We start from the raw sequence: 18,475 nt of genomic DNA, 5'->3' as shown, positions 1-18,475 counted from the left end.
GCGGACACGACTGCAAGCCATTCCCATTGGGACAGCGGCAGAAGGTGGCTAAAGCGGGGGGCCAGGAACTACGCCGGCCGCTCCGCGACGGCATCAGGTACCACCACCAGCTTGCCGACGAAATCCTTGGCGACGAAGTCGGCCTGTGCGCGGTGAAAATCGGAGAGCCGGTAGACGCCGCCGACCAGTGGCCGGATCTTTTTCGCCTCAATGTAGCCGACGATCCGGCGGAAATCCGCCCGAGTGCCCTGGCTCGAGCCATGCAACTGCAATTGCTTGAGATACATGGTCCTGAGATCGAGCTGCACGACCGGCCCGGCGATCGCACCGGCCGTGGTGTAGCGGCCTTCGGGCCGCAGAATACGCAGCAGGTCGTTGAAGATCGCGCCGCCGACGAGATCGGCCACCACATCGATCGGCTGGCCGCCGGTCACTTCAGCCGCGGCCCGCCGCAGATCGGCGACGCCACGGGTGATGACGGCCTCGGCGCCGATGTCGAGCACCGCCTGTTCCTTGCCCTTGCCGACGACGGCGTAGGGGATGGCGCCGCGCGCCCGCGCCAGTTGCACGATGCCGGAGCCGACGCCGCCCGAGGCACCGGTGACCAGCACGCGCTCGCCGGCTTTCAAGCCAGCGCGTTCCAGCATCTGTTCGCCGGTCAGGTAGGCGCAGCAGAAGGTGGCGAGTTCGACGTCGCTCATATCCGTGTCGACGACATGCGCATTCTGCGCCGGCACGGTCTGGTACTCGGCGTAACCGCCGTCGCGGCCATGGCCCATATAGTCGATGTCGGCCAGTGAGTCGTCGTCGCGGTTGTAGATGGAGAAATCGACCATCACCCGCTCACCGATGCGGTCCGGCGAAACGCCGTCGCCGACGGCAACGATGGTGCCAACCGTGTCGGTGCCCTGGATGCGCGGGAATGTCAGCGTGTTGCCCTGGCGCCGCCAGGTCGACACGGCGCCGGCATCCTCCTCCGTACCATAGGCTCCCTGGCGCACCCAGACGTCGGTGTTGTTCATCCCGCAGGCACTGACCTTGACCAACACTTCACCCGGTGCGGGCGAGGGTACTTTCACATCGGTGCGGTAGACGAGCTTTTCCGGTCCGCCGTGCCCGGTGAGCAGCACGGCGGCCATGGTGGCGGGAACGGTTGCGGTCATGGCGTTCATCGTCGATCTCAGAGATTGGCGAACACGCTTTTCACCGCATCCGCCGTCTTCGAGACGACGATGTCGGCCTCCTCGCGCGTCAAGCAGAGCGGCGGCGCGAAGCCCAGAATGTCGCCCTGCGGCATGGCGCGGCCGATAACCCCGCTGGTGGCCAGCGACGTCGCCACTTGCGGCCCGATCTTCTGCGAAGCGTCGAAGAACACCCGGTCGTCCTTGTCGGCGACGAACTCGACCGCCGCCAGCATGCCGTCGCCGCGCACGTCGCCAACGTGTCTGTGGCCGCCGACGGCCTTGGCGAGCTCGGCACGGAAATAGGCACCGGTCTCGCCGGCATTCGTCACCAGATCCATCTCGTCGATCAGTTCGAGATTGGCGACACCGGCGGCAACGCAGATCGGGTGCGCCGAATAGGTCCAGCCATGGCCGAGCGAGCCGAGCTTGTCGGACCCATCGACCAGTACCTTCCACACTCCGTCGGCGACGATGACGCCCGACAGCGGCGCATAGGCCGAGGTCAGGCCCTTGGCGATGGTGATCAGGTCCGGCTTGATGCCGTAATGATCGGAGCCGAACATGGTGCCCAGCCGGCCAAAGCCGGTAACCACTTCGTCGGCGACCAGCAGCACATCATACTTCTTCAGCACCGCCTGGATCTTCTCCCAGTAGCCGGCGGGCGGCGGCACGATGCCGCCGGTTCCGAGGATCGGCTCGCCGATGAAGGCGGCCACGGTTTCGGGACCTTCGGCCAGGATCATCTCCTCGAGCTTGTCGGCGCAGTGCTGCGAGAACTGCTCCTCGCTCATCGAGCGGTCGGCGCGGCGGAAATAATAGGGCGCTTCGGTGTGCAGCACTGGCGCGCGCGGCAGGTCGAAGGCGTTGTGGAACAGGTCGAGCCCGGTCAGCGATCCGGTCATCACGCCCGAGCCGTGATAGCCGCGCCAGCGCGAGATGATCTTCTTCTTCTCCGGCCGGCCGAGCACATTGTTGTAGTACCAGATGAGCTTGATGTTGGTTTCGTTGGCGTCCGAGCCGGAGAGGCCGAAATAAACCCTCGACATGCCCTTCGGCGCGCGGTCGATGATCATCTTGGCCAACGTGATCGAGGCTTCGGTGCCGTGGCCGACATAAGCATGATAGTAGGCGAGGTTCTTCGCCTGGGTGGCGATGGCATCGGCGATCTTCTGGCGGCCATAGCCGACATTGACGCAATAGAGGCCGGCGAAAGCATCGATGCTCTTCCTGCCATTGTTGTCCCAGACGGTCACGCCTTCACCGCCCGCCATGATGCGGGTCGGCGATTCACCGCGCGCGTGCGTGCCCATATGCGTCGAGGGATGGAAGAAGTGGTCGCGATCCCAGGCGTTGAGTTCGTTGGATTGGTCGAGCATTTTTTCTACTCCTGACGAAAGGGCGATTCCGCTGCAGCTTAGGCTACATCGAGACAGAGATATTTGAGATCGGTGAAAGCTTCGATGCCATGGCGCGAGCCTTCGCGACCAATGCCCGACTGCTTGACGCCGCCGAACGGGATTGGCGCGCCGGTGATCTTCACCCGGTTGATGGCAACCATGCCGTAGTCGAGCGCGCGGCCCATGCGTTGCTGCCGCGCGCCGTTCTCGGTCACGACATAGGCAACGAGGCCATATTCGGTGGCATTGGCGCGCTCGATCACCTCGCCCTCGCTGTCGAATGGCGTCACCGCGGCGACGGGCCCAAAAGTCTCCTCGCCCATGATCAGCGCCGCGTCGGAAACGTCGGCCAGCAGCGTCGGCTGGTAGAACAGCGGCCCGGCCTGATGTCGCTTGCCGCCGGCAAGGCAACGCGCGCCATGGGCGAGCGCATCGGCGACCTGCTCCTCGACTTTCTGGACAGCGCGCTCATGCATCAGCGGCCCGATGTCAGTCCTGTCGTCAAGGCCATTGCCGGTCCGCAGCGCCTCGATCCGCTTGGCGAAGGCGGCGCAGAAGCGATCGTAGATCGGTCGCTGGACGTAGGTGCGGTTGGCGGCGAGGCAATCCTGGCCCGATGTGGCGAATTTGGCGTCGATGGCGATGTTTACCGCTTTGTCGAGATCGGCATCGGCAAAGACGATCAGCGGAGCGTGGCCGCCAAGCTCCATCACCAGCCGCTTCATTGTCGGCGCGCTCTGCGCGGCGATCAGCCTGCCGATCTCGGTCGAACCGGTAAAACTCATGGCGCGGACGCGCGCGTCTTCGCACATCCGCCCGACGATCGTCGCGGCCTTGCCGGTGACGATGTTGAAGACGCCGGCCGGCAGTCCGGCGCGCTCGCCAAGCTCGGCCAGTGCCAGCGCCGACAGCGGCGTTTCCGAGGACGGATGCGCGACAATGGTGCAGCCGGCGGCCAGGGCTGCGGCCGCCTTGCGGGTCAGCATGGCCGAGGGGAAATTCCACGGCGTGACGATGCCGACGACGCCGAGCGGCTCGCGCCGCACCATCATTTCCGCATTCGCCAGATGGCTGGTGACGCTCTCGGCGTTGAGGCGCTTGGCTTCCTCCGCATACCACTCGACGAAAGAGGCGGCATAGTCGATTTCGCCGAGCGATTCCTGCAAGGGCTTGCCCTGTTCCAGGGTCATCAGCAGCGCGAGGTCGCCTTTCGCGGCGATGATCAGCTCGAACCATTTTCGCAGGATTCTTGACCGCTCCTGCGGCAGCAGCGACCGCCAGGCCGGAAAAGCGCGCGCGGCGGCATCGATTGCTTTTGTCGTTTGCCGTGCATCCAGCGCCGCGACGAAGGCGACCGTGCTTCCTGTCGCCGGATCGGTGACCTCAAAGCTTTCGGCGGCCTCGCTCGCCGTCCAGTGGCCGCCGACATAGGCCAGTTCGCGCAGCAGACGGCGGTCAGCGAGGCGGTCGAGCGCCTCATGGCGATGCGAGCGGGCGAAATGCGCGGACATGGTCGAAGCCTCCCGGTTCGGTCTGATCTTGGGAGACTATCCATCGTGGGCAGACAGAGAGGCTGTTTGGGTGTCCTGAAGTAGAGAGATTCTCTCTATTGTGCCGCCTCAGCAGACGATGTCTCCGGCACTACGGCGACACCGGCAGCAACTCGGCGATGGGAAGTGCGATCTCTTCCTTCACCGTCTTGGTGACGATGTAGGTGAAGTAGCGGTCGATGCCGATCTCGCGGTCGAGCAAGCCGTCGACCAGCCGCTGATAGGCATCGATGTCGCGAGCCATCACCTTCAGCACATAGTCGACGCCGCCGCCCACCGACCAGCAGGCGACGATCTCGGGGATATCGCGGATGACACGCTCGAAGCGGTCGAAATCGGCCTGGCGGTGGCTGGCCAACGTCACCTCCATCAGTACGGTGGCCACCGGTGCCACGACGCGCATGGCGATCCTTGCGTGATAGCCCGAGACGATGCCGGCCTTCTCCAGCTTGCGCAGCCGCATCCAGCATGGGGTCGGCGACAGCCCCACCTGCTCGGCCAGCGCCAGCTTGGTGATGCGCCCGTCGCGCTGGATGGCGTCGAGGATTTTGAGGTCGATCGCGTCGAGTTTCGCAGCAGTCATCAGCGCCCACTTTTTTCGTCCACAGTACCATGATGGCGCATTATTTCGATTGTCAATTGCACTGATTTCGATCTCTAATAAGTCATGACATTGTGGCAACCCGATCCCGCGCTCATAAGGCGGCCAGCCTATCAATCGCTTGCCGATCAGTTCGCGCGCGCCATCCATGACGGGCGTCTTGCCAATGGCGCGCGGCTGCCGACACATCGACGGCTGGCCGATGATCTCAAGCTTTCGGTGCAGACGGTCAGCCGCGCATATGAGGAGTTGATCCGGCGCGGCCTGATTTCGGGCGAGATCGGCCGTGGCAGCTTCGTCCAGACGCAGCGCCGCGAGCCGGAGCCGCCCTATCTGCCCGAGCGTCTCGGCGAGGTCATTGATCTCTCCATCCTGAAGCCGGTCTGCGAGCCGATGCATCTGGAGCGGCTGAAGCAGGCGCTGGGCTGGCTCGCTGAAAACCTGCCGTCGAGTTCGGCGCTGTCTTTCCGGCCCAACATGGTGTTTCCGCGCCATCGTGCGGTGGCGGTCGAATGGCTGAAATTGTGCGGGCTCGACATTTCAGCGCAGAACATCAGCCTGACCAACGGCGCTACCGCCGGCATGACGGTGGCGCTGATGAGCGTGGCGCCGCCTGGCTCGACCGTTGCCACCGAGGCGATCGGCCACCACACGCTGGTGCCGCTGGCCCGCTATCTCGGCTTCAACCTCCAAGGCCTGCCGATCGATGATAACGGCCTGATCCCGGAGGCATTGGACGAGGCCTGCCGCCTTTCCGACATCCGCGCGGTGTTCGTGCAACCCTCGGTGATCAACCCGACGGCAACGCTCATGGACGCGCGGCGGCGCGAAGAAATCGCGGCGGTTGCGCGCAAGCATGACATCGCCATCATCGAGAACGACGTGCTGGGGCCGCTGGTCGAGGACCGGCCGCCGCCGGTCGCCGCCTTTGCCCCGGAGCGTACGCTCTATGTTACCTCTTTCACCAAGATCACCGTGCCCGGCCTGCGCATCGGCTATCTCGCGGCGCCCGACCGCTATGTCGCCGCCGTCGCCAACCGGCATCTGGTGTCGAACTGGATGGCAACGCCGCTGGTAGCCGAGATCGCCACCAAATGGGTGACCGACGGCACGGCGATGGAACTGGTGCGCTGGCAGCGCGCCGCGTTACGGCGGCGGCAGGATATCGCCGCCGAAGTGTTGGCAGGGATCGACTATCGCGCCCGGCGCGACGGGCTGCATGTCTGGCTGCAACTGCCCGACGACCGCGCCGAGGAGGGCTTTGTCGCCCAAGCACGGCTACAGGGCGTGGCGATCGCGCCGGGCACATCGTTCCGCATTTCGGATGCGCCCTGGCATCCGGCGGTGCGCATCTCGCTGGGCTCGACCACCGAAGGGGAACTGCGCGCCGGTCTCGGCGTTGTCACCAAGCTGCTGCTTGGCGATCCGGAGCATTTGCTGCTCGCTATCTGAGCATGTCGCCCAAAGTGCGAAGCGGTTTCGGGACGACGGCATGCCCAAAAAGCCAGCCACGATTGACCGGAAAATGTGCGCAATCAGAATAATTGTCATGATATTATTTTCCCAATTGACATGATTTGGCGCGTTCCGCATCGTTAAGGGCACAGGCTTCTCCAGCACGGGGAAATTCATTTGTCCGCACCCATCATCAAGGTCGATGCCATTTCGAAGAGCTTCGGTGCCTTCAAGGTGCTGGACGGCCTGTCGATGCAGGTCATGCCGCGCGAGAAGCTGGCGCTGATCGGCCCCTCCGGCTCGGGCAAGACCACGATCCTGCGCATCCTGATGACGCTGGAGCGCATCGATGGCGGCCACATCCAGATCGAGGGCGAGCAGCTCTATCATATGGAGCGCAACGGTCAGCTGCTGCCGGCCGACGAGAGGCATCTGGCGCGGATGCGCCAGAAGATCGGCATGGTGTTCCAGCTGTTCAACCTGTTTCCGCACAAGAGCGTCATCGACAATGTGACCCTGGCGCCGATGCTGACCAAGGGCATGCCGCGCGCCGCCGCCGAGAAGCGGGCGATGGAACTGCTCGACATGGTCGGCATGGCCGACAAGGCAAAGGCGATGCCGGCGCAACTGTCGGGCGGCCAGAAGCAGCGCGTGGCGATCGCCAGGGCGCTCGCGCTGCAGCCGAAGATCATGCTGTTCGACGAGGTGACGTCGGCGCTCGATCCGGAACTGGTCGAAGAGGTGCTCAACGTCTTGTGGCGGCTTTGCGCCGAGACCGACATGACCATGCTGCTGGTCACCCACGAAATGGGTTTTGCCCACGACTTTGCCGACCGGGTGCTGTTCTTCGATCGCGGCAAAATCGTCGAGGAAGGCAAGCCCGACGAGATTTTCCGCCATCCCAAGCAGGAGCGCACGCAAGGCTTCCTGAAGAAGATCATCGCGGCCGGACATCGCGTCTGACCGCTTTGCGGGGTGGAGCATCGCCCCAGACAAACCAAGACAAGAAGTCAAACCAAGACAAGAAACAAGGAGTTGGGAACAATGAAGAAACTTGGCATTCTGGCCGGCGTCGCCGGCTTGGCACTGACGGCGGTTCTAGCCGCCTCGATCCCGGGCTCGGCCGACGACAGCAAGCTCGAGCAGTTGAAGGCACAGGGCTTCGCCCGTGTCGCCATCGCGAACGAGCCGCCCTATACGGCGGTTGCCGCCGACGGCAAGGTCTCGGGCGCGGCACCGGACGTGGCGCGCGAGATCTTCAAGCGGCTCGGTGTCGCCGACATCGTCGCCTCGATCTCCGAATATGGCGCCATGATCCCCGGCTTGCAGGCCGGCCGCTTCGACGTCGTCACCGCCGGCCTGTTCATGAAGCCGGAGCGTTGCGCCGCGGTCGCCTATTCCGAGCCTGTGCTGTGCGACGCCGAGGCGATGTTGGTAAAGAAGGGCAATCCGAAAGGCTTCAAGAGCTACGAGGACGTCGCCAAGGACACATCGGCCACGATCGGCGCGCCCGGCGGCGGCACCGAGGAGAAGCTGGCGCTCAACGCCGGCGTGCCGCGCGAACGCGTCATCGTCGTGCCGGACGGCCAGAGCGGCCTGAAGATGGTGCAGGACGGCCGCATCGATGCCTATTCGCTGCCGGTTCTGTCGATCAACGATCTGATGAAGAAGGCCAACGACCCGAACCTCGAAGTCATTGCCCCGGTGCAGGGCGCCCCTGTCTATTGCGACGGCGCCGCCTTCAAGAAGGGCGACGAGGCGCTGCGCGATCAGTTCGACGTCGAACTCGCCAAGATGAAGAAGTCGGGCGAGTTCGCCAAGATCATCGAGCCCTACGGTTTCTCGGCCGCCGCCGCCATGTCGACGACGCGCGACAAGCTCTGCGCGGCGAAGTAGCTGCTCCTCCCTTCTCCCCGTTTACGGGGAGAAGGTGGCCCGAAGGGCCGGATGAGGGGCGGCACTAACTTTCGCAAGGATGGCTCAGCCCCTCATCTGCCTGTCGGCATCTTCTCCCGGGAACGGGGAGAAGGAAGGCTAAACCAACGTTGGAAACCGAATGACCCAGTGGTCCGGCTATCTCGGTCTGATATTGCAGGGAGCGCTTGTCACCATCGAGCTGACGCTGATGGGGGCGGCGCTTGCCCTGATCATGGCCTTTCTTGCCGGCATGGGACGGCTGTCACGTTTCTTCGTTTTGCGGGCGCTCGCCACCGCCTATATCGAATTCTTCCGCGGCACCTCGATCTTCGTGCAGCTGTTCTTCGCCTATTTCGTGCTGCCTTTGATCGGCCTCGAATTGACCCCGCTGCAGGCCGGCGTGCTGGCGCTGGGCCTGAACGTCGGCGCCTATGCCGCCGAAGTGGTGCGCGGGGCCGTGCAGTCGATCGGCCGTGAACAGCATGAGGCCTGCATCGCGCTCAATCTCGGCCGCTGGCAAGGCCTGCGCCATGTCATCCTGCCGCAGGCCTTTCTGGTGATGCTGCCGACCTTCGGCAACAACGCCATCGAGCTGCTCAAGGCCACCTCCGTGGTCTCGCTGATCTCGCTCGCGGACCTGACCTTCCAGGCGCAGGTGGTGCGCGCCCAGACCGGCAACACGATGGTGCCGTTCGCCACCATCCTGGTCATCTATTTCATCCTGGCGCTGCTCATTTCGTGGGGCGTGCGCTCGCTGGAGCGCCGCATGGCGCGCGGCCTCGATGGGGTGCGCGTCTGATGGAGTGGGACTGGAATTTCGTATGGCAGATCATGCCGACGCTGATCCAGGGGGTGAAGATCACCATCCTGGCCACGCTGCTCGGCTCGGTACTGGCGGCGATCGTCGGGCTGGGCATCGCGCTTGCGCGCCGCTCGCCCAACAAGGCCCTGTCACGCACCGTCGGCTGGGCGGCCGAATTCATCCGCGGCACGCCGCTTTTGGTGCAGCTCTATTTCATCTTCTACGTGCTGCCCGACATCGGCATCCTGCTGCCGCCGCTGGTCGCCGGTGTCATCGGGCTCGGGCTGCATTACGGCACCTACACGGCGGAGGTCTACCGCGCCGGCATCGACAATGTACCACGTGGCCAGTGGGAGGCCGCCAAGGCCTGCAATCTCAGCGCCCGGCAGACCTGGACGCACGTCATCATCCCGCAAGCCATCCCGCCGATGATCCCGGCGCTGGCCAATTATTTCATCGCCATGTTCAAGGAGACGCCGTTGCTCTCGGCGATCACCGTGCTGGAACTGATGAACCAGGCCAAAAGCGTCGCCAACACCTACTATCGCTACATCGAGCCGATCACGCTGGTCGGTGCCTTCTTCCTCGCCATCAGCCTCTGTTCGGTCGTGCTGCTGCGCTGGCTGGAACGCCGTTACGGCAAGATCGAGAGATAGCAGATGAAACCTTTGCCCGAGATCAAGGTCTATCCGAAACGGCCATCACTCGACGAGCGTCCGCTCGACAAGCGCGTCGGCCTGATCATCCTGGCCACGGATCACACCAGCGAACCGGATTTTCGCCGCATGGTGGCAAGCGAGCGCATCGGCGTCTATGTCGCGCGCATTCCCTATGCCAATCCGACGACGCCGGAAAATCTGCGCAAGATGCAGCCGGCGCTGACGGCGGGCGCGGCCCTGATCCTGCCCGACGAGAAGCTCGACGCCATCTGCTACTCCTGTACGTCGGCCTCGGTGGTGATCGGTGATGCCGAGATCGAGACGGCGATCCAGGCGGCCAAGCCTGGCGTTCCCATGGTCACCCCGCCAATGGCCGGCGTGCGCGGGCTGAATGCCTTCGGCGTGCGCCGGATCAGCATTCTGACCCCCTACACGGTCGAAACCTCCAGGCCGATGGCGGCCTACTTCGCCGCGCGTGGTTTCGAGATCGCCAGCTTCACCTGTCTCGGCTTCGAGGACGACCGCGAGATGGCGCGCATCCCCCCGACAGCCCTTGTCGATCTCGCGCGCCAGGCGACCCACCCGCAGGCCGATGCCCTGTTTGTGTCCTGCACGGCGCTGCGCGGCGCGCTTGCGGTCACCGACATGGAACAGGCAATCGGCCGTCCTGTGGTGACCAGCAACCAGGCAACAGCCTGGAACTGCTTGCGGCTGTGTGGCGACGAGACGCCGCGTCCCGAATTCGGGCGGCTGCTGACGCTACCGCTGCTGCACGATTGATGACGATGGCGACCGTCTCCCTTGGCGATATCCGCGCCGCTCGCGACCGCATCGCCGGCAAAGTCGAGCGCACGTCGACCGTTTTGTCCCCGATCCTTTCCGAGCGTCTCGGTGTCCCCGTGCATCTCAAGCTCGAACATCGCCAGACCACCGGTAGTTTCAAGCTGCGCGGCGCCTCGAATGCCGTCGCCTCGTTGAGCTCGGAGCAAAAGGCACGCGGCGTGGTCGCCGCTTCGACCGGCAATCACGGTCGCGCGCTGGCACATGCGGCGAAGCTTGAAGGCATGCGCGCGGTGATCTGCATGTCGCGGCTGGTGCCCCAGAACAAGCTGGACGAAATCCGCCGGCTCGGCGCGGAGGTCCGCATCGTCGGCGACAGCCAGGACGACGCGCAGCAGGAGGTCGAGCGGCTTGTGGCGGAGGAGGAGCTCATCATGCTGCCGCCTTTCGACCATCCCGATGTCGTCGCCGGGCAAGGTACGCTCGGGCTCGAGATGATCGAGCAGGTTCCTGACGCCGGTCTCGTGCTGGTGCAGCTTTCCGGCGGCGGCTTGGCTTCTGGCGTTGCCGCAGCCGTCAAGGGCGTCAGCCCCGCCACAAAAATCATCGGAGTTTCGATGGCCCGGGGTGCTGCGATGAAGGCGAGCCTCGATGCCGGCCGGCCTGTCCTGGTGGAGGAACTGCCGACGCTGGCGGATTCGCTTGGGGGTGGCATCGGCCTCGACAATAGGCTGACCTTCGCCATGTGCCGCGACCTGCTCGACGACGTCGTCCTGCTCAGCGAGGACGAGATCGCCGCCGGCATCCGCCATGCATATGCGCAGGAGCGCGAGATCGTCGAGGGCGCCGGTGCGGTCGGCGTCGCCGCGCTGATTTCCGGCAAGGTGAAGCCGAGCGGGCCGGTGGTTGCGCTTCTCTCCGGTCGCAACATCGATATGGACGCGCACCGCAAGATCGTCTGCGGCGACGCAATCGCGGAGCGTGCAGCATGAGCCGGATGACCATCCTCACCGAGAAAGAACTGCGCAAGATCGTGACGCTCGATCTCGATGCGGTCGCCTGCGTCGAGAACGCTTTTCGCGCGCTCGCCACTCTGCCCGTGGCGATGCCGCCGATCCTGCGGCTCGACATTCCCGAGCATCGCGGCGAGGTCGACATGAAGTCCGCTTATGTGCCCGGTATCGACGGCTTCGCAGTGAAGATCAGCTCCGGCTTCTTCGACAATCCAAAACTCGGCCTGCCGAGCGGTGGCGGCATGATGGTGCTGCTTTCGGCAAGGACCGGCGTGGTCGAGGCGCTGCTGCTCGACAATGGCTACCTGACCGATGTCCGCACGGCCGCTGCCGGCGCGGTCGCGGCGAAGCATCTGTCGCGCGAGGACTCCACCGTGGCAGCGATCTTCGGCGCCGGTTTGCAGGCGGGCCTGCAACTGGAGGCACTGCGTCTTGTCAGGCCGATCGCCGAGGCACGCATCTGGGCGCGCGACGCCACCAAGGCCGAAGCCACTGCTGCCCGCTTGCGCGAAAGACTGGGCATTGTCGTGCGCGCGGAGCCTGATGCAGCAAATGCCGTTGCCGGCGCCGACATCATCGTCACCACCACACCATCGACCGAGCCGCTGATCAAGGCCGGCTTCATCGCCGCCGGCCAGCACATCACCGCCATGGGCTCGGACGCCGAACACAAGAACGAGATCGCGCCGGCCATCCTGCGCATGGCCGATCTCTATGTCGCCGACAGCGCGCGCCAGACGCGGCGTCTGGGCGAACTGCATCATGCCATCGCGGCAGGAGTGATGGCCGCCGACGAAGAAGTGACCGAACTCGGCCAGGTCCTCGCGGGCGAACGACACGGAAGACGCTCGGCCAGCGATATCACCATCGCCGACCTCACCGGCACCGGCGTGCAGGACACGGCGATCGCCACGTTCGCCCGCGACCGCGCGCGGGCGGCCAATGCCGGAACCACTTTTGAGAGCTGATGCTGGCCGCAAAGCATGACCCGGAAAAGTGCGAACCGGTTTCCGATCAGATCATGCTCAAGCAAAAATTCCTGGAGCCGGGTTCGACGAAGTTGAAACAGGCTCCAGGGCCCAACAAACGAGGAAGCAAAAGAATGCAACCGAACCTGAAATTCTCGCGCGGCGAATTTGCGGATCGCCTCGCCAAGACGCGGCGAGCTATGGAGGCCAAGGGCGTCGATCTCCTGATCGTCAGCGACCCTTCCAACATGGCCTGGCTGACCGGTTATGACGGCTGGTCCTTTTACGTGCACCAGGCGGTCATCGTGCCGCCCTCGGGCGAGCCCGTCTGGTACGGCCGCGGTCAGGACGCCAACGGCGCCAGGCGCACCGCCTATCTCGCGCAGGACAACATCGTCGGCTACGCCGACCACTATGTGCAGTCGACGGAACGCCATCCGATGGACTTCCTGTCCAGCGTGCTCGTCGATCGTGGTTGGGGCAAGCTCACCATCGGTGTCGAGATGGACAATTACTGGTTCTCCGCCGCCGCCTTCGCCTCGCTGCAGAAGCATCTGCCCAATGCCCGCTTCGTCGACGCCACCGCCCTGGTCAACTGGCAGCGCGCGGTGAAGAGCCCGACCGAGATCGACTACATGCGCAAGGCCGCCCGCATCGTCGAAGCCATGCACCAACGCATCTTCGACAGAATAGAGATCGGCATGCGCAAATGCGATCTCGTCGCCGAGATCTATGATGCCGGCACGCGCGGCGTCGACGGCATTGGCGGCGACTATCCGGCGATCGTGCCGCTGCTGCCGTCCGGCGTGGACGCCTCGGCGCCGCATCTGACCTGGGACGACCAGCCGATGAAGCGGGGCGAGGGCACCTTCTTCGAGATCGCCGGCTGCTACAACCGTTACCATTGTCCGCTGTCGCGCACCGTCTTCCTCGGCAAGCCGACGCAGGAGTTCCTCGATGCCGAGAAGGCGACACTGGAAGGCATGGAGGCGGGGCTCGCCGCCGCCAAGCCCGGCAACGCCTGCGAGGACATCGCCAATGCCTTCTTCGCCGTGCTGAAAAGGTATGGCATCGTCAAGGACAACCGCACCGGCTACTCGATCGGTCTGTCCTATCCGCCGGACTGGGGCGAACGCACGATGAGCCTGCGCCCCGGTGACCGCACCGAACTCAAGCCCGGCATGACCTTCCACTTCATGACCGGCCTCTGGCTGGAGACGATGGGGCTGGAGATCACCGAGTCCATCCTGATCACCGAAACCGGTGTAGAGTGCCTGGCCAATGTTCCGCGCAAACTGGTGGTGAAGAATTGAGCCCGATGTCCAGCCTCCGCCCGTCGCCGATCGCGCCGACTGTGGAATTCGATCGTGACGGCGTCCAGCACGGTTTCCTGCGCCTGCCCTACAGCCGCGACGACTCGGCCTGGGGTTCGGTGATGATCCCGATCTGCGTCATCCGCAACGGCAAGGGGCCGACGGCGCTGCTTTCCGGCGGCAACCACGGCGACGAGTATGAAGGGCCGCTGGCGCTCTACGATCTCGCCCGCACGCTCGACCCGAAAAATGTCAGCGGTACGGTGATCATCGTGCCGGCGATGAACTATCCAGCCTTCCGCGCCGGCACGCGGACCTCGCCGATCGACAAGGGCAACATGAACCGCAGCTTTCCCGGACGGCCGGACGGCACGGTGACCGAGAAGATCGCCGACTATTTCCAGCGTGAACTGCTGCCTCGAGCCGACATCGTCTTCGACTTTCATTCTGGGGGAAAGACGCTGGACTTCGTGCCGTTCTGCGCCGCCCACACACTGCCCGACAAGGCGCTGGAGCAAAAAGCCTTCGATGCGGTGGCGGCATTCTCGGCTCCGTTCGCGATGCGCATGATCGAAATCGACTCGGTCGGCATGTACGATACGGCGGCCGAGGAGATGGGCAAGGTCTTCGTCAGCACCGAACTGGGCGGTGGCGGCACCTCGCGTGCGCAAACCGTGCGTATCGCGCGGCGCGGCATTCTCAATGTGCTGCGCCATGCCGGCATCGTGGATGGCGCGGTCGAGAAGAGCAGAACTCGATGGCTGGACATGCCGTCAGGCGATTGCTTCTCCTTCGCCGAGGAGGACGGCATGATCGAAACCATGGTCGATCTCGGCGAGCCCATCGAAGAGGGCGCGGTGCTGGCACGGATCCATTCGGTTGGCCGCACAGGCATTGCCCCGCAGGAGATCCGGGCAAAAATGCCGGGCATGTTGGCGGCGCGGCATTTTCCCGGCCTGGTCAAGGCCGGGGACTGCGCGGCGGTGGTAGCCGTGGAGGTCGATTGATCGACACGGCTGCGTCCCGGTACATCCCGCGCGGTTTCCGGCGATTGCGGCTGGCCGCGCCGGACATCAATTTTCTCCATCTGATGGAAGTGTAAATTAACGAGAGGCAGACAAACTAGGCATTGGCGAGCGGACCCTCGCTCTGCGGCCACGGTTGCGGGTATTGGACCGCGCGACATGGCGATGATCGTTGAACGCCCGGACGCCTGGTCTGAATCATGAGATCTTCGACTGGAGAACACTATCCGGCGCTGGACCATGTTCGTGGCCTAGCGGCCTTCCTGGTCTTCACCTGGCATTTCCTCCATCAGTCTCCCGAGGGGCCGGTGCCCTATGATTTCGTGCCTGCCGTGCCCATTTTCAGCCTGCTGGATGAGGGGTTCACCGGCGTTTCATTGTTCATGGCGCTCTCCGGCTACCTGTTCGCCAAGCTTCTTGATGGGAAACAAGTCAGCTATCTGCCCTTCTTCGCCAACCGGGCGCTGAGGTTGCTTCCGCTCTTGCTGGCCGTGATCGCCGTCGAGGCTTGCCGCGTATCTATGGCGGGCCAACCCCTGGGCGGCTATTTCACCGACGTCGGGAAGGGGGTGATCTTTCCCACCCTCCCGAACGGCGGTTGGTCGATAACCGTGGAAGCTCACTTCTACATCCTGCTGCCGTTCCTGCTGATGGCGTCCAGACGCTTCCTGTTCGCCCCTTTGCTGTTCATCGCTGCAGCCATTTTGCTGAGGTGGGCGCTTTACGCGCAGTTCGGCGAGGTGCAGTCGGCGGCGGCCTGGACCATCATTGGCCATGCCGATCAGTTCCTCGCCGGCATCCTTGCCTTCCATCTCCGCGCCTATGCGAAGGACCGGCACTGGCTGGCGCTGGCCGTACTGCTGGCCTTTTCGGGGTTCTTCTGGTGGTTCGATGCCGCCGGGGGATTCTACCAGCTACAGCGATACCCCTCGCCACATTGGATATGGATCATCCTGCCGACGGTGGAGGCGGCGGCCTATTCATTTGGGATCGCCTATTACGACACCAGCTTTCCAAGGAAGCGAACAGGCCTGCCATTCAAGATCCTGGAGAAGGCTGGGGCCTACAGCTATTCGATCTATCTCCTGCACCTGTTCTTCGTCATGCAGCTGGCGGCGTTCATAAACACGAACATCATGGGCATAAGCAATTTCTACATTGCCTGCCTCTGGTCCTTGCTGTGTTTCCTGGCGACGATCCCGATCGGCTATCTCAGCTACACCTGCATAGAAGCGCCATTTCTGCGCCTGCGCATACGGTATGCGCAGCCCGCTGTTGCCAATCCGGTCCTGTTCAAGGATCGGCCGGCTACGGCAGCATAGGCGCCGCGCCTGCGCTGGGCAGAGCCCTGCAGAGATTTTCGATAGAGACCATCGGCGCGGGGAATCTCGCTATCAATGCTGGCCAGTCTGCAGCGGGCCTGCGCATGTCGCACGGATGGACGGGGCCGAGATCAGCGAAATCTACGCGGTGCGCGAATTGCTCGAATGCGAAGCGCTCCGCCTCTCCATTCCGGCTTTGTTGGACGGCAATCTCGATGAGGCTGAACAGGTGCTCGACCAGATCGACGCGGAGCGCAATGTCGGCCGCTGGGGGGCGCTGAACCGGACCTTTCACCTGTCGCTCTACGCTGCCTGCGGCAATCAGCGTCTGCTCGGCCTGATCGAGGCGCATCACAACGCGGCCGATCGCTATGTCCGCATCCTCTTGTCCAACCTCGACCATCGCGCCCGCTCGCAGGCGGAACATCGCGACCTGCTGGCCGCCTGCCGCCGGCGCGACGGCAAGAAGGCCGGGAGCATTCTGCGGCAGCACCTGCGCGAAGGAAGCGATACGCTCGTCAATGCGATAGAGGGCGGCGGCCTGTCGCGAAAATCATAGTCGGGATGGTCCTGCTGCTCGGGGCTTGAGCGCATCACCGCGCGCGACCGGTTCGTAAGAACCACGCTGTTTTTCAGCTCTGCGCCGGCTTGCGTTCGACGACGTAGATATGATCGGCCGCGAGCACCACCTCGCCGCGCTGGTTGATCACCTCGCAGCGTTCGATCACGCGTCCCGAGCCCGGCCGCTTGGGATCGTCTTCCTTGGCCGCAATGGTGGTGCGCGTGCGGATCGTGTCGCCGATGAACACCGGCTTGATGAAGCGCAGCCGGTCATAGCCATAGGAGAACGCGACGGGGTTGATAATGCTTGCCGTCAGCCCGATGCCGACCGAGAACACCAGCGTGCCATGCGCGATGCGCTGGCCGAACGGCGTCGTCTTCATGTATTCGGCGTCCATGTGGTGCGGAAAGAAATCGCCGGTGTGGCCGGCATGGACGACGAAGTCGGTTTCGGTGATGGTGCGGCCGCTGGTCAGCCGCGAAGAGCCGATCTCATAATCTTCGAAATATTGGATTTGTTCCATCAGGGTCTTTCCGCGATCGGCGTCGCCGGCGCCGCGCTCGATCTATAGGCGGCTTCCACCAGCGCCATGGTGCTCCAGGCGTCCTCGACCGAGCTGACCAGTTCGCCGTCTTCTCCTGATGCAAAGCGCTGCACATTGGCCATGCGCCCGACGAAGGCGTCGGGGAACCATTCGCCGGCAAGCGGTACCGCGATCCAGTCCGTTGCGCCCTTCGGATGGATTTCCAGAATGTCCGGTTCGCCCCGGGGGTAGTCGAGGTTGAGGCCGAGCTTGAGATAGGCCGCGCCCTCGGTGCCGCAGATGCGAAACTCGCAGGCCTGGTGGCGGCGGCCGAATTTGTGGTCATGGTTGATCGACAGCGCGCAGCGCACGGTGTCACCATAGTCGAGAATGGCGCTGGTGCGGGTCTGCGCCACCTTGTGGTTGGGATGACCGAGCGTCTTGGCGTGGATGCCCTTGGGATCGCCAAGCAATTGCCTGATCAGGTCGAGATAATGGATCGAGTGCATGGCGATCTCGACGCGCGGCGCCTTGAGCAGGAACTCCCATAACTCCCACGGTGTCGCCAGCGCCAGCCAGGCATCGAAGTCGACGACTTCGCCGAGCCAGCCCCTGGCGATAGCGTCCTTGAGCGCCAGCATCATCGGTGCGAAGCGCAGCTGAAAGTTCACCGCCGCCTTGAGGTTCTTGGCGCGGCAGATTTCGAGGATTTCGGTGGCCTCGCCGAGATAGTTGCCCATCGGCTTCTGGATCAACGCAACCGCGCCGTCGGGCAGAGCTTCCAGGATCTCGGCGTGCCGTCCCGGCGGGGTCGCCAGATCGAAGATCGCATCCTGGACAGATGCGGCTTCGTCGACCGAACGGAACGCCGTCACGCTCCATTTTTCGGCCAGGGTTTTCGCCTTGGCCTGGTCCGGATCATAGAGGCCGGCAATTGGAAAGCCGGCTTTGCGATAGGCGGGAAAATGCGCGTCGCCGACGATCGATCCGGCGCCGAAGGTGACGATCGGGCGAGGCTTCGAGGGTTTTGGCCAGGACTGGACGAGTAAGGCAGGGTCGAAACCGCCCTCAGTCATGGTGAAAGACCTCGTCCATGCTGGCCCACCATTCGCCCTCCTTGCGGGTCGCGAGCGGCTCCTGGCATGGTATGCAGACCGCCCACCATTCCTGCGTCTTCGGATCGGCGGCCATCTTGGCCATGTCGGCCGCATAGTCGGTGCCGTGATATTCGAAATAGGAGAAGAGCAGATTCTCCGGCCGCTTCAGATAGATCGAGTAATTCTTGATGTTGCAGGCCGAGATCATGGTCAGCACGTCGGGCCAGACGGCGGCATGCAGGCGGACATACTCCTCGACCTTCTCCGGCTTCAACCCAAGCACCATGCCCATTCGCTGCATATCCGA

General features: G+C 63.9%; 19 protein-coding genes. 12 read left to right on the top strand and 7 right to left on the bottom strand.

Features of this window, described 5'->3' with window-relative positions:
• Window positions 1-68 precede the first annotated feature (68 nt).
• From CK228_RS02850 to CK228_RS02835, 4 genes are all read right to left on the bottom strand, one after another.
• On the bottom strand, window positions 69-1,172 hold the full coding sequence (locus tag CK228_RS02850; RefSeq protein ID WP_095786799.1) for an alcohol dehydrogenase family protein: 1,104 nt from the start codon (window positions 1,170-1,172) through the stop codon (window positions 69-71).
• An 8-nt stretch (window positions 1,173-1,180) separates the two neighbouring features.
• Window positions 1,181-2,560: an aspartate aminotransferase family protein gene (locus CK228_RS02845; protein WP_095786798.1), complete on the bottom strand. Its 1,380-nt coding sequence runs from the start codon at window positions 2,558-2,560 to the stop codon at window positions 1,181-1,183.
• Window positions 2,561-2,598: 38 nt separating this feature from the next.
• On the bottom strand, window positions 2,599-4,092 hold the full coding sequence (locus CK228_RS02840; protein ID WP_095786797.1) for an NAD-dependent succinate-semialdehyde dehydrogenase: 1,494 nt from the start codon (window positions 4,090-4,092) through the stop codon (window positions 2,599-2,601).
• Window positions 4,093-4,222: 130 nt separating this feature from the next.
• Complete coding sequence (locus tag CK228_RS02835) at window positions 4,223-4,714, bottom strand: Lrp/AsnC family transcriptional regulator (protein WP_010914600.1); 492 nt, start codon at window positions 4,712-4,714, stop codon at window positions 4,223-4,225.
• Window positions 4,715-4,798: 84 nt separating this feature from the next.
• Here CK228_RS02835 and CK228_RS02830 point away from each other — a divergent pair, with 84 nt between their 5' ends.
• The 12 genes from CK228_RS02830 to CK228_RS02775 all read left to right on the top strand — a co-directional run bounded on the left by CK228_RS02830 (window position 4,799) and on the right by CK228_RS02775 (window position 16,545).
• Complete coding sequence (locus CK228_RS02830; RefSeq protein WP_095771283.1) at window positions 4,799-6,184, top strand: PLP-dependent aminotransferase family protein; 1,386 nt, start codon at window positions 4,799-4,801, stop codon at window positions 6,182-6,184.
• A gap of 180 nt (window positions 6,185-6,364) precedes the next feature.
• Window positions 6,365-7,150, top strand: a complete 786-nt coding sequence (gene ehuA, locus CK228_RS02825; protein WP_095786796.1) for an ectoine/hydroxyectoine ABC transporter ATP-binding protein EhuA — start codon at window positions 6,365-6,367, stop codon at window positions 7,148-7,150.
• A gap of 81 nt (window positions 7,151-7,231) precedes the next feature.
• A complete protein-coding gene (gene ehuB / locus CK228_RS02820) occupies window positions 7,232-8,083 on the top strand; it encodes an ectoine/hydroxyectoine ABC transporter substrate-binding protein EhuB (RefSeq protein ID WP_095771281.1) in 852 nt (283 codons plus the stop codon).
• 160 nt (window positions 8,084-8,243) lie between these two features.
• Entirely contained in the window at window positions 8,244-8,903 is a 660-nt protein-coding gene (ehuC, locus tag CK228_RS02815) for an ectoine/hydroxyectoine ABC transporter permease subunit EhuC (protein ID WP_095786795.1), read from the top strand.
• Complete coding sequence (gene ehuD, locus CK228_RS02810) at window positions 8,903-9,562, top strand: ectoine/hydroxyectoine ABC transporter permease subunit EhuD (protein WP_095771279.1); 660 nt, start codon at window positions 8,903-8,905, stop codon at window positions 9,560-9,562. The genes ehuC and ehuD overlap by 1 nt, the downstream gene beginning before the upstream one ends.
• Before the next feature lie 3 nt (window positions 9,563-9,565).
• Entirely contained in the window at window positions 9,566-10,345 is a 780-nt protein-coding gene (gene eutA / locus CK228_RS02805) for an ectoine utilization protein EutA (protein WP_095786794.1), read from the top strand.
• Between the two features lie 5 nt (window positions 10,346-10,350).
• A complete protein-coding gene (eutB, locus tag CK228_RS02800) occupies window positions 10,351-11,337 on the top strand; it encodes a hydroxyectoine utilization dehydratase EutB (protein ID WP_179295786.1) in 987 nt (328 codons plus the stop codon).
• Window positions 11,334-12,326, top strand: coding sequence for a cyclodeaminase (locus CK228_RS02795; RefSeq protein ID WP_095786793.1), 993 nt, complete (start codon window positions 11,334-11,336; stop codon window positions 12,324-12,326). The genes eutB and CK228_RS02795 overlap by 4 nt, the downstream gene beginning before the upstream one ends.
• Before the next feature lie 134 nt (window positions 12,327-12,460).
• Complete coding sequence (gene doeA / locus CK228_RS02790) at window positions 12,461-13,639, top strand: ectoine hydrolase DoeA (protein ID WP_027046567.1); 1,179 nt, start codon at window positions 12,461-12,463, stop codon at window positions 13,637-13,639.
• A 5-nt stretch (window positions 13,640-13,644) separates the two neighbouring features.
• Window positions 13,645-14,646: a N(2)-acetyl-L-2,4-diaminobutanoate deacetylase DoeB gene (gene doeB, locus CK228_RS02785; RefSeq protein WP_095786792.1), complete on the top strand. Its 1,002-nt coding sequence runs from the start codon at window positions 13,645-13,647 to the stop codon at window positions 14,644-14,646.
• 218 nt (window positions 14,647-14,864) lie between these two features.
• Window positions 14,865-15,986 (top strand): acyltransferase, encoded by a 1,122-nt coding sequence (locus CK228_RS02780; RefSeq protein ID WP_095786791.1) that lies wholly within the window; start codon window positions 14,865-14,867, stop codon window positions 15,984-15,986.
• A 115-nt stretch (window positions 15,987-16,101) separates the two neighbouring features.
• Window positions 16,102-16,545 (top strand): GntR family transcriptional regulator, encoded by a 444-nt coding sequence (locus CK228_RS02775; RefSeq protein ID WP_245437947.1) that lies wholly within the window; start codon window positions 16,102-16,104, stop codon window positions 16,543-16,545.
• 73 nt (window positions 16,546-16,618) lie between these two features.
• Here CK228_RS02775 and CK228_RS02770 read toward each other — a convergent pair whose 3' ends face one another.
• Genes CK228_RS02770 through CK228_RS02760 form a run of 3 tightly spaced genes read right to left on the bottom strand, consistent with a single transcriptional unit; the run spans window position 16,619 to window position 18,469 of the window.
• Entirely contained in the window at window positions 16,619-17,074 is a 456-nt protein-coding gene (locus CK228_RS02770) for a MaoC/PaaZ C-terminal domain-containing protein (protein ID WP_179295795.1), read from the bottom strand.
• Complete coding sequence (locus CK228_RS02765) at window positions 17,071-18,147, bottom strand: Gfo/Idh/MocA family oxidoreductase (protein ID WP_095786790.1); 1,077 nt, start codon at window positions 18,145-18,147, stop codon at window positions 17,071-17,073. Before CK228_RS02765 ends, CK228_RS02770 begins: the two co-directional genes overlap by 4 nt.
• Window positions 18,140-18,469 (bottom strand): L-rhamnose mutarotase, encoded by a 330-nt coding sequence (locus CK228_RS02760; RefSeq protein WP_095786789.1) that lies wholly within the window; start codon window positions 18,467-18,469, stop codon window positions 18,140-18,142. The genes CK228_RS02765 and CK228_RS02760 overlap by 8 nt, the downstream gene beginning before the upstream one ends.
• Window positions 18,470-18,475 lie beyond the last annotated feature (6 nt).

Source organism: Mesorhizobium sp. WSM4312 (assembly GCF_002294875.1).
GTDB lineage: Bacteria > Pseudomonadota > Alphaproteobacteria > Rhizobiales > Rhizobiaceae > Mesorhizobium.
The sequence above is the reverse complement of the archived record's forward strand: the minus strand, read 5'-3'. Positions and strand labels throughout refer to the sequence as shown.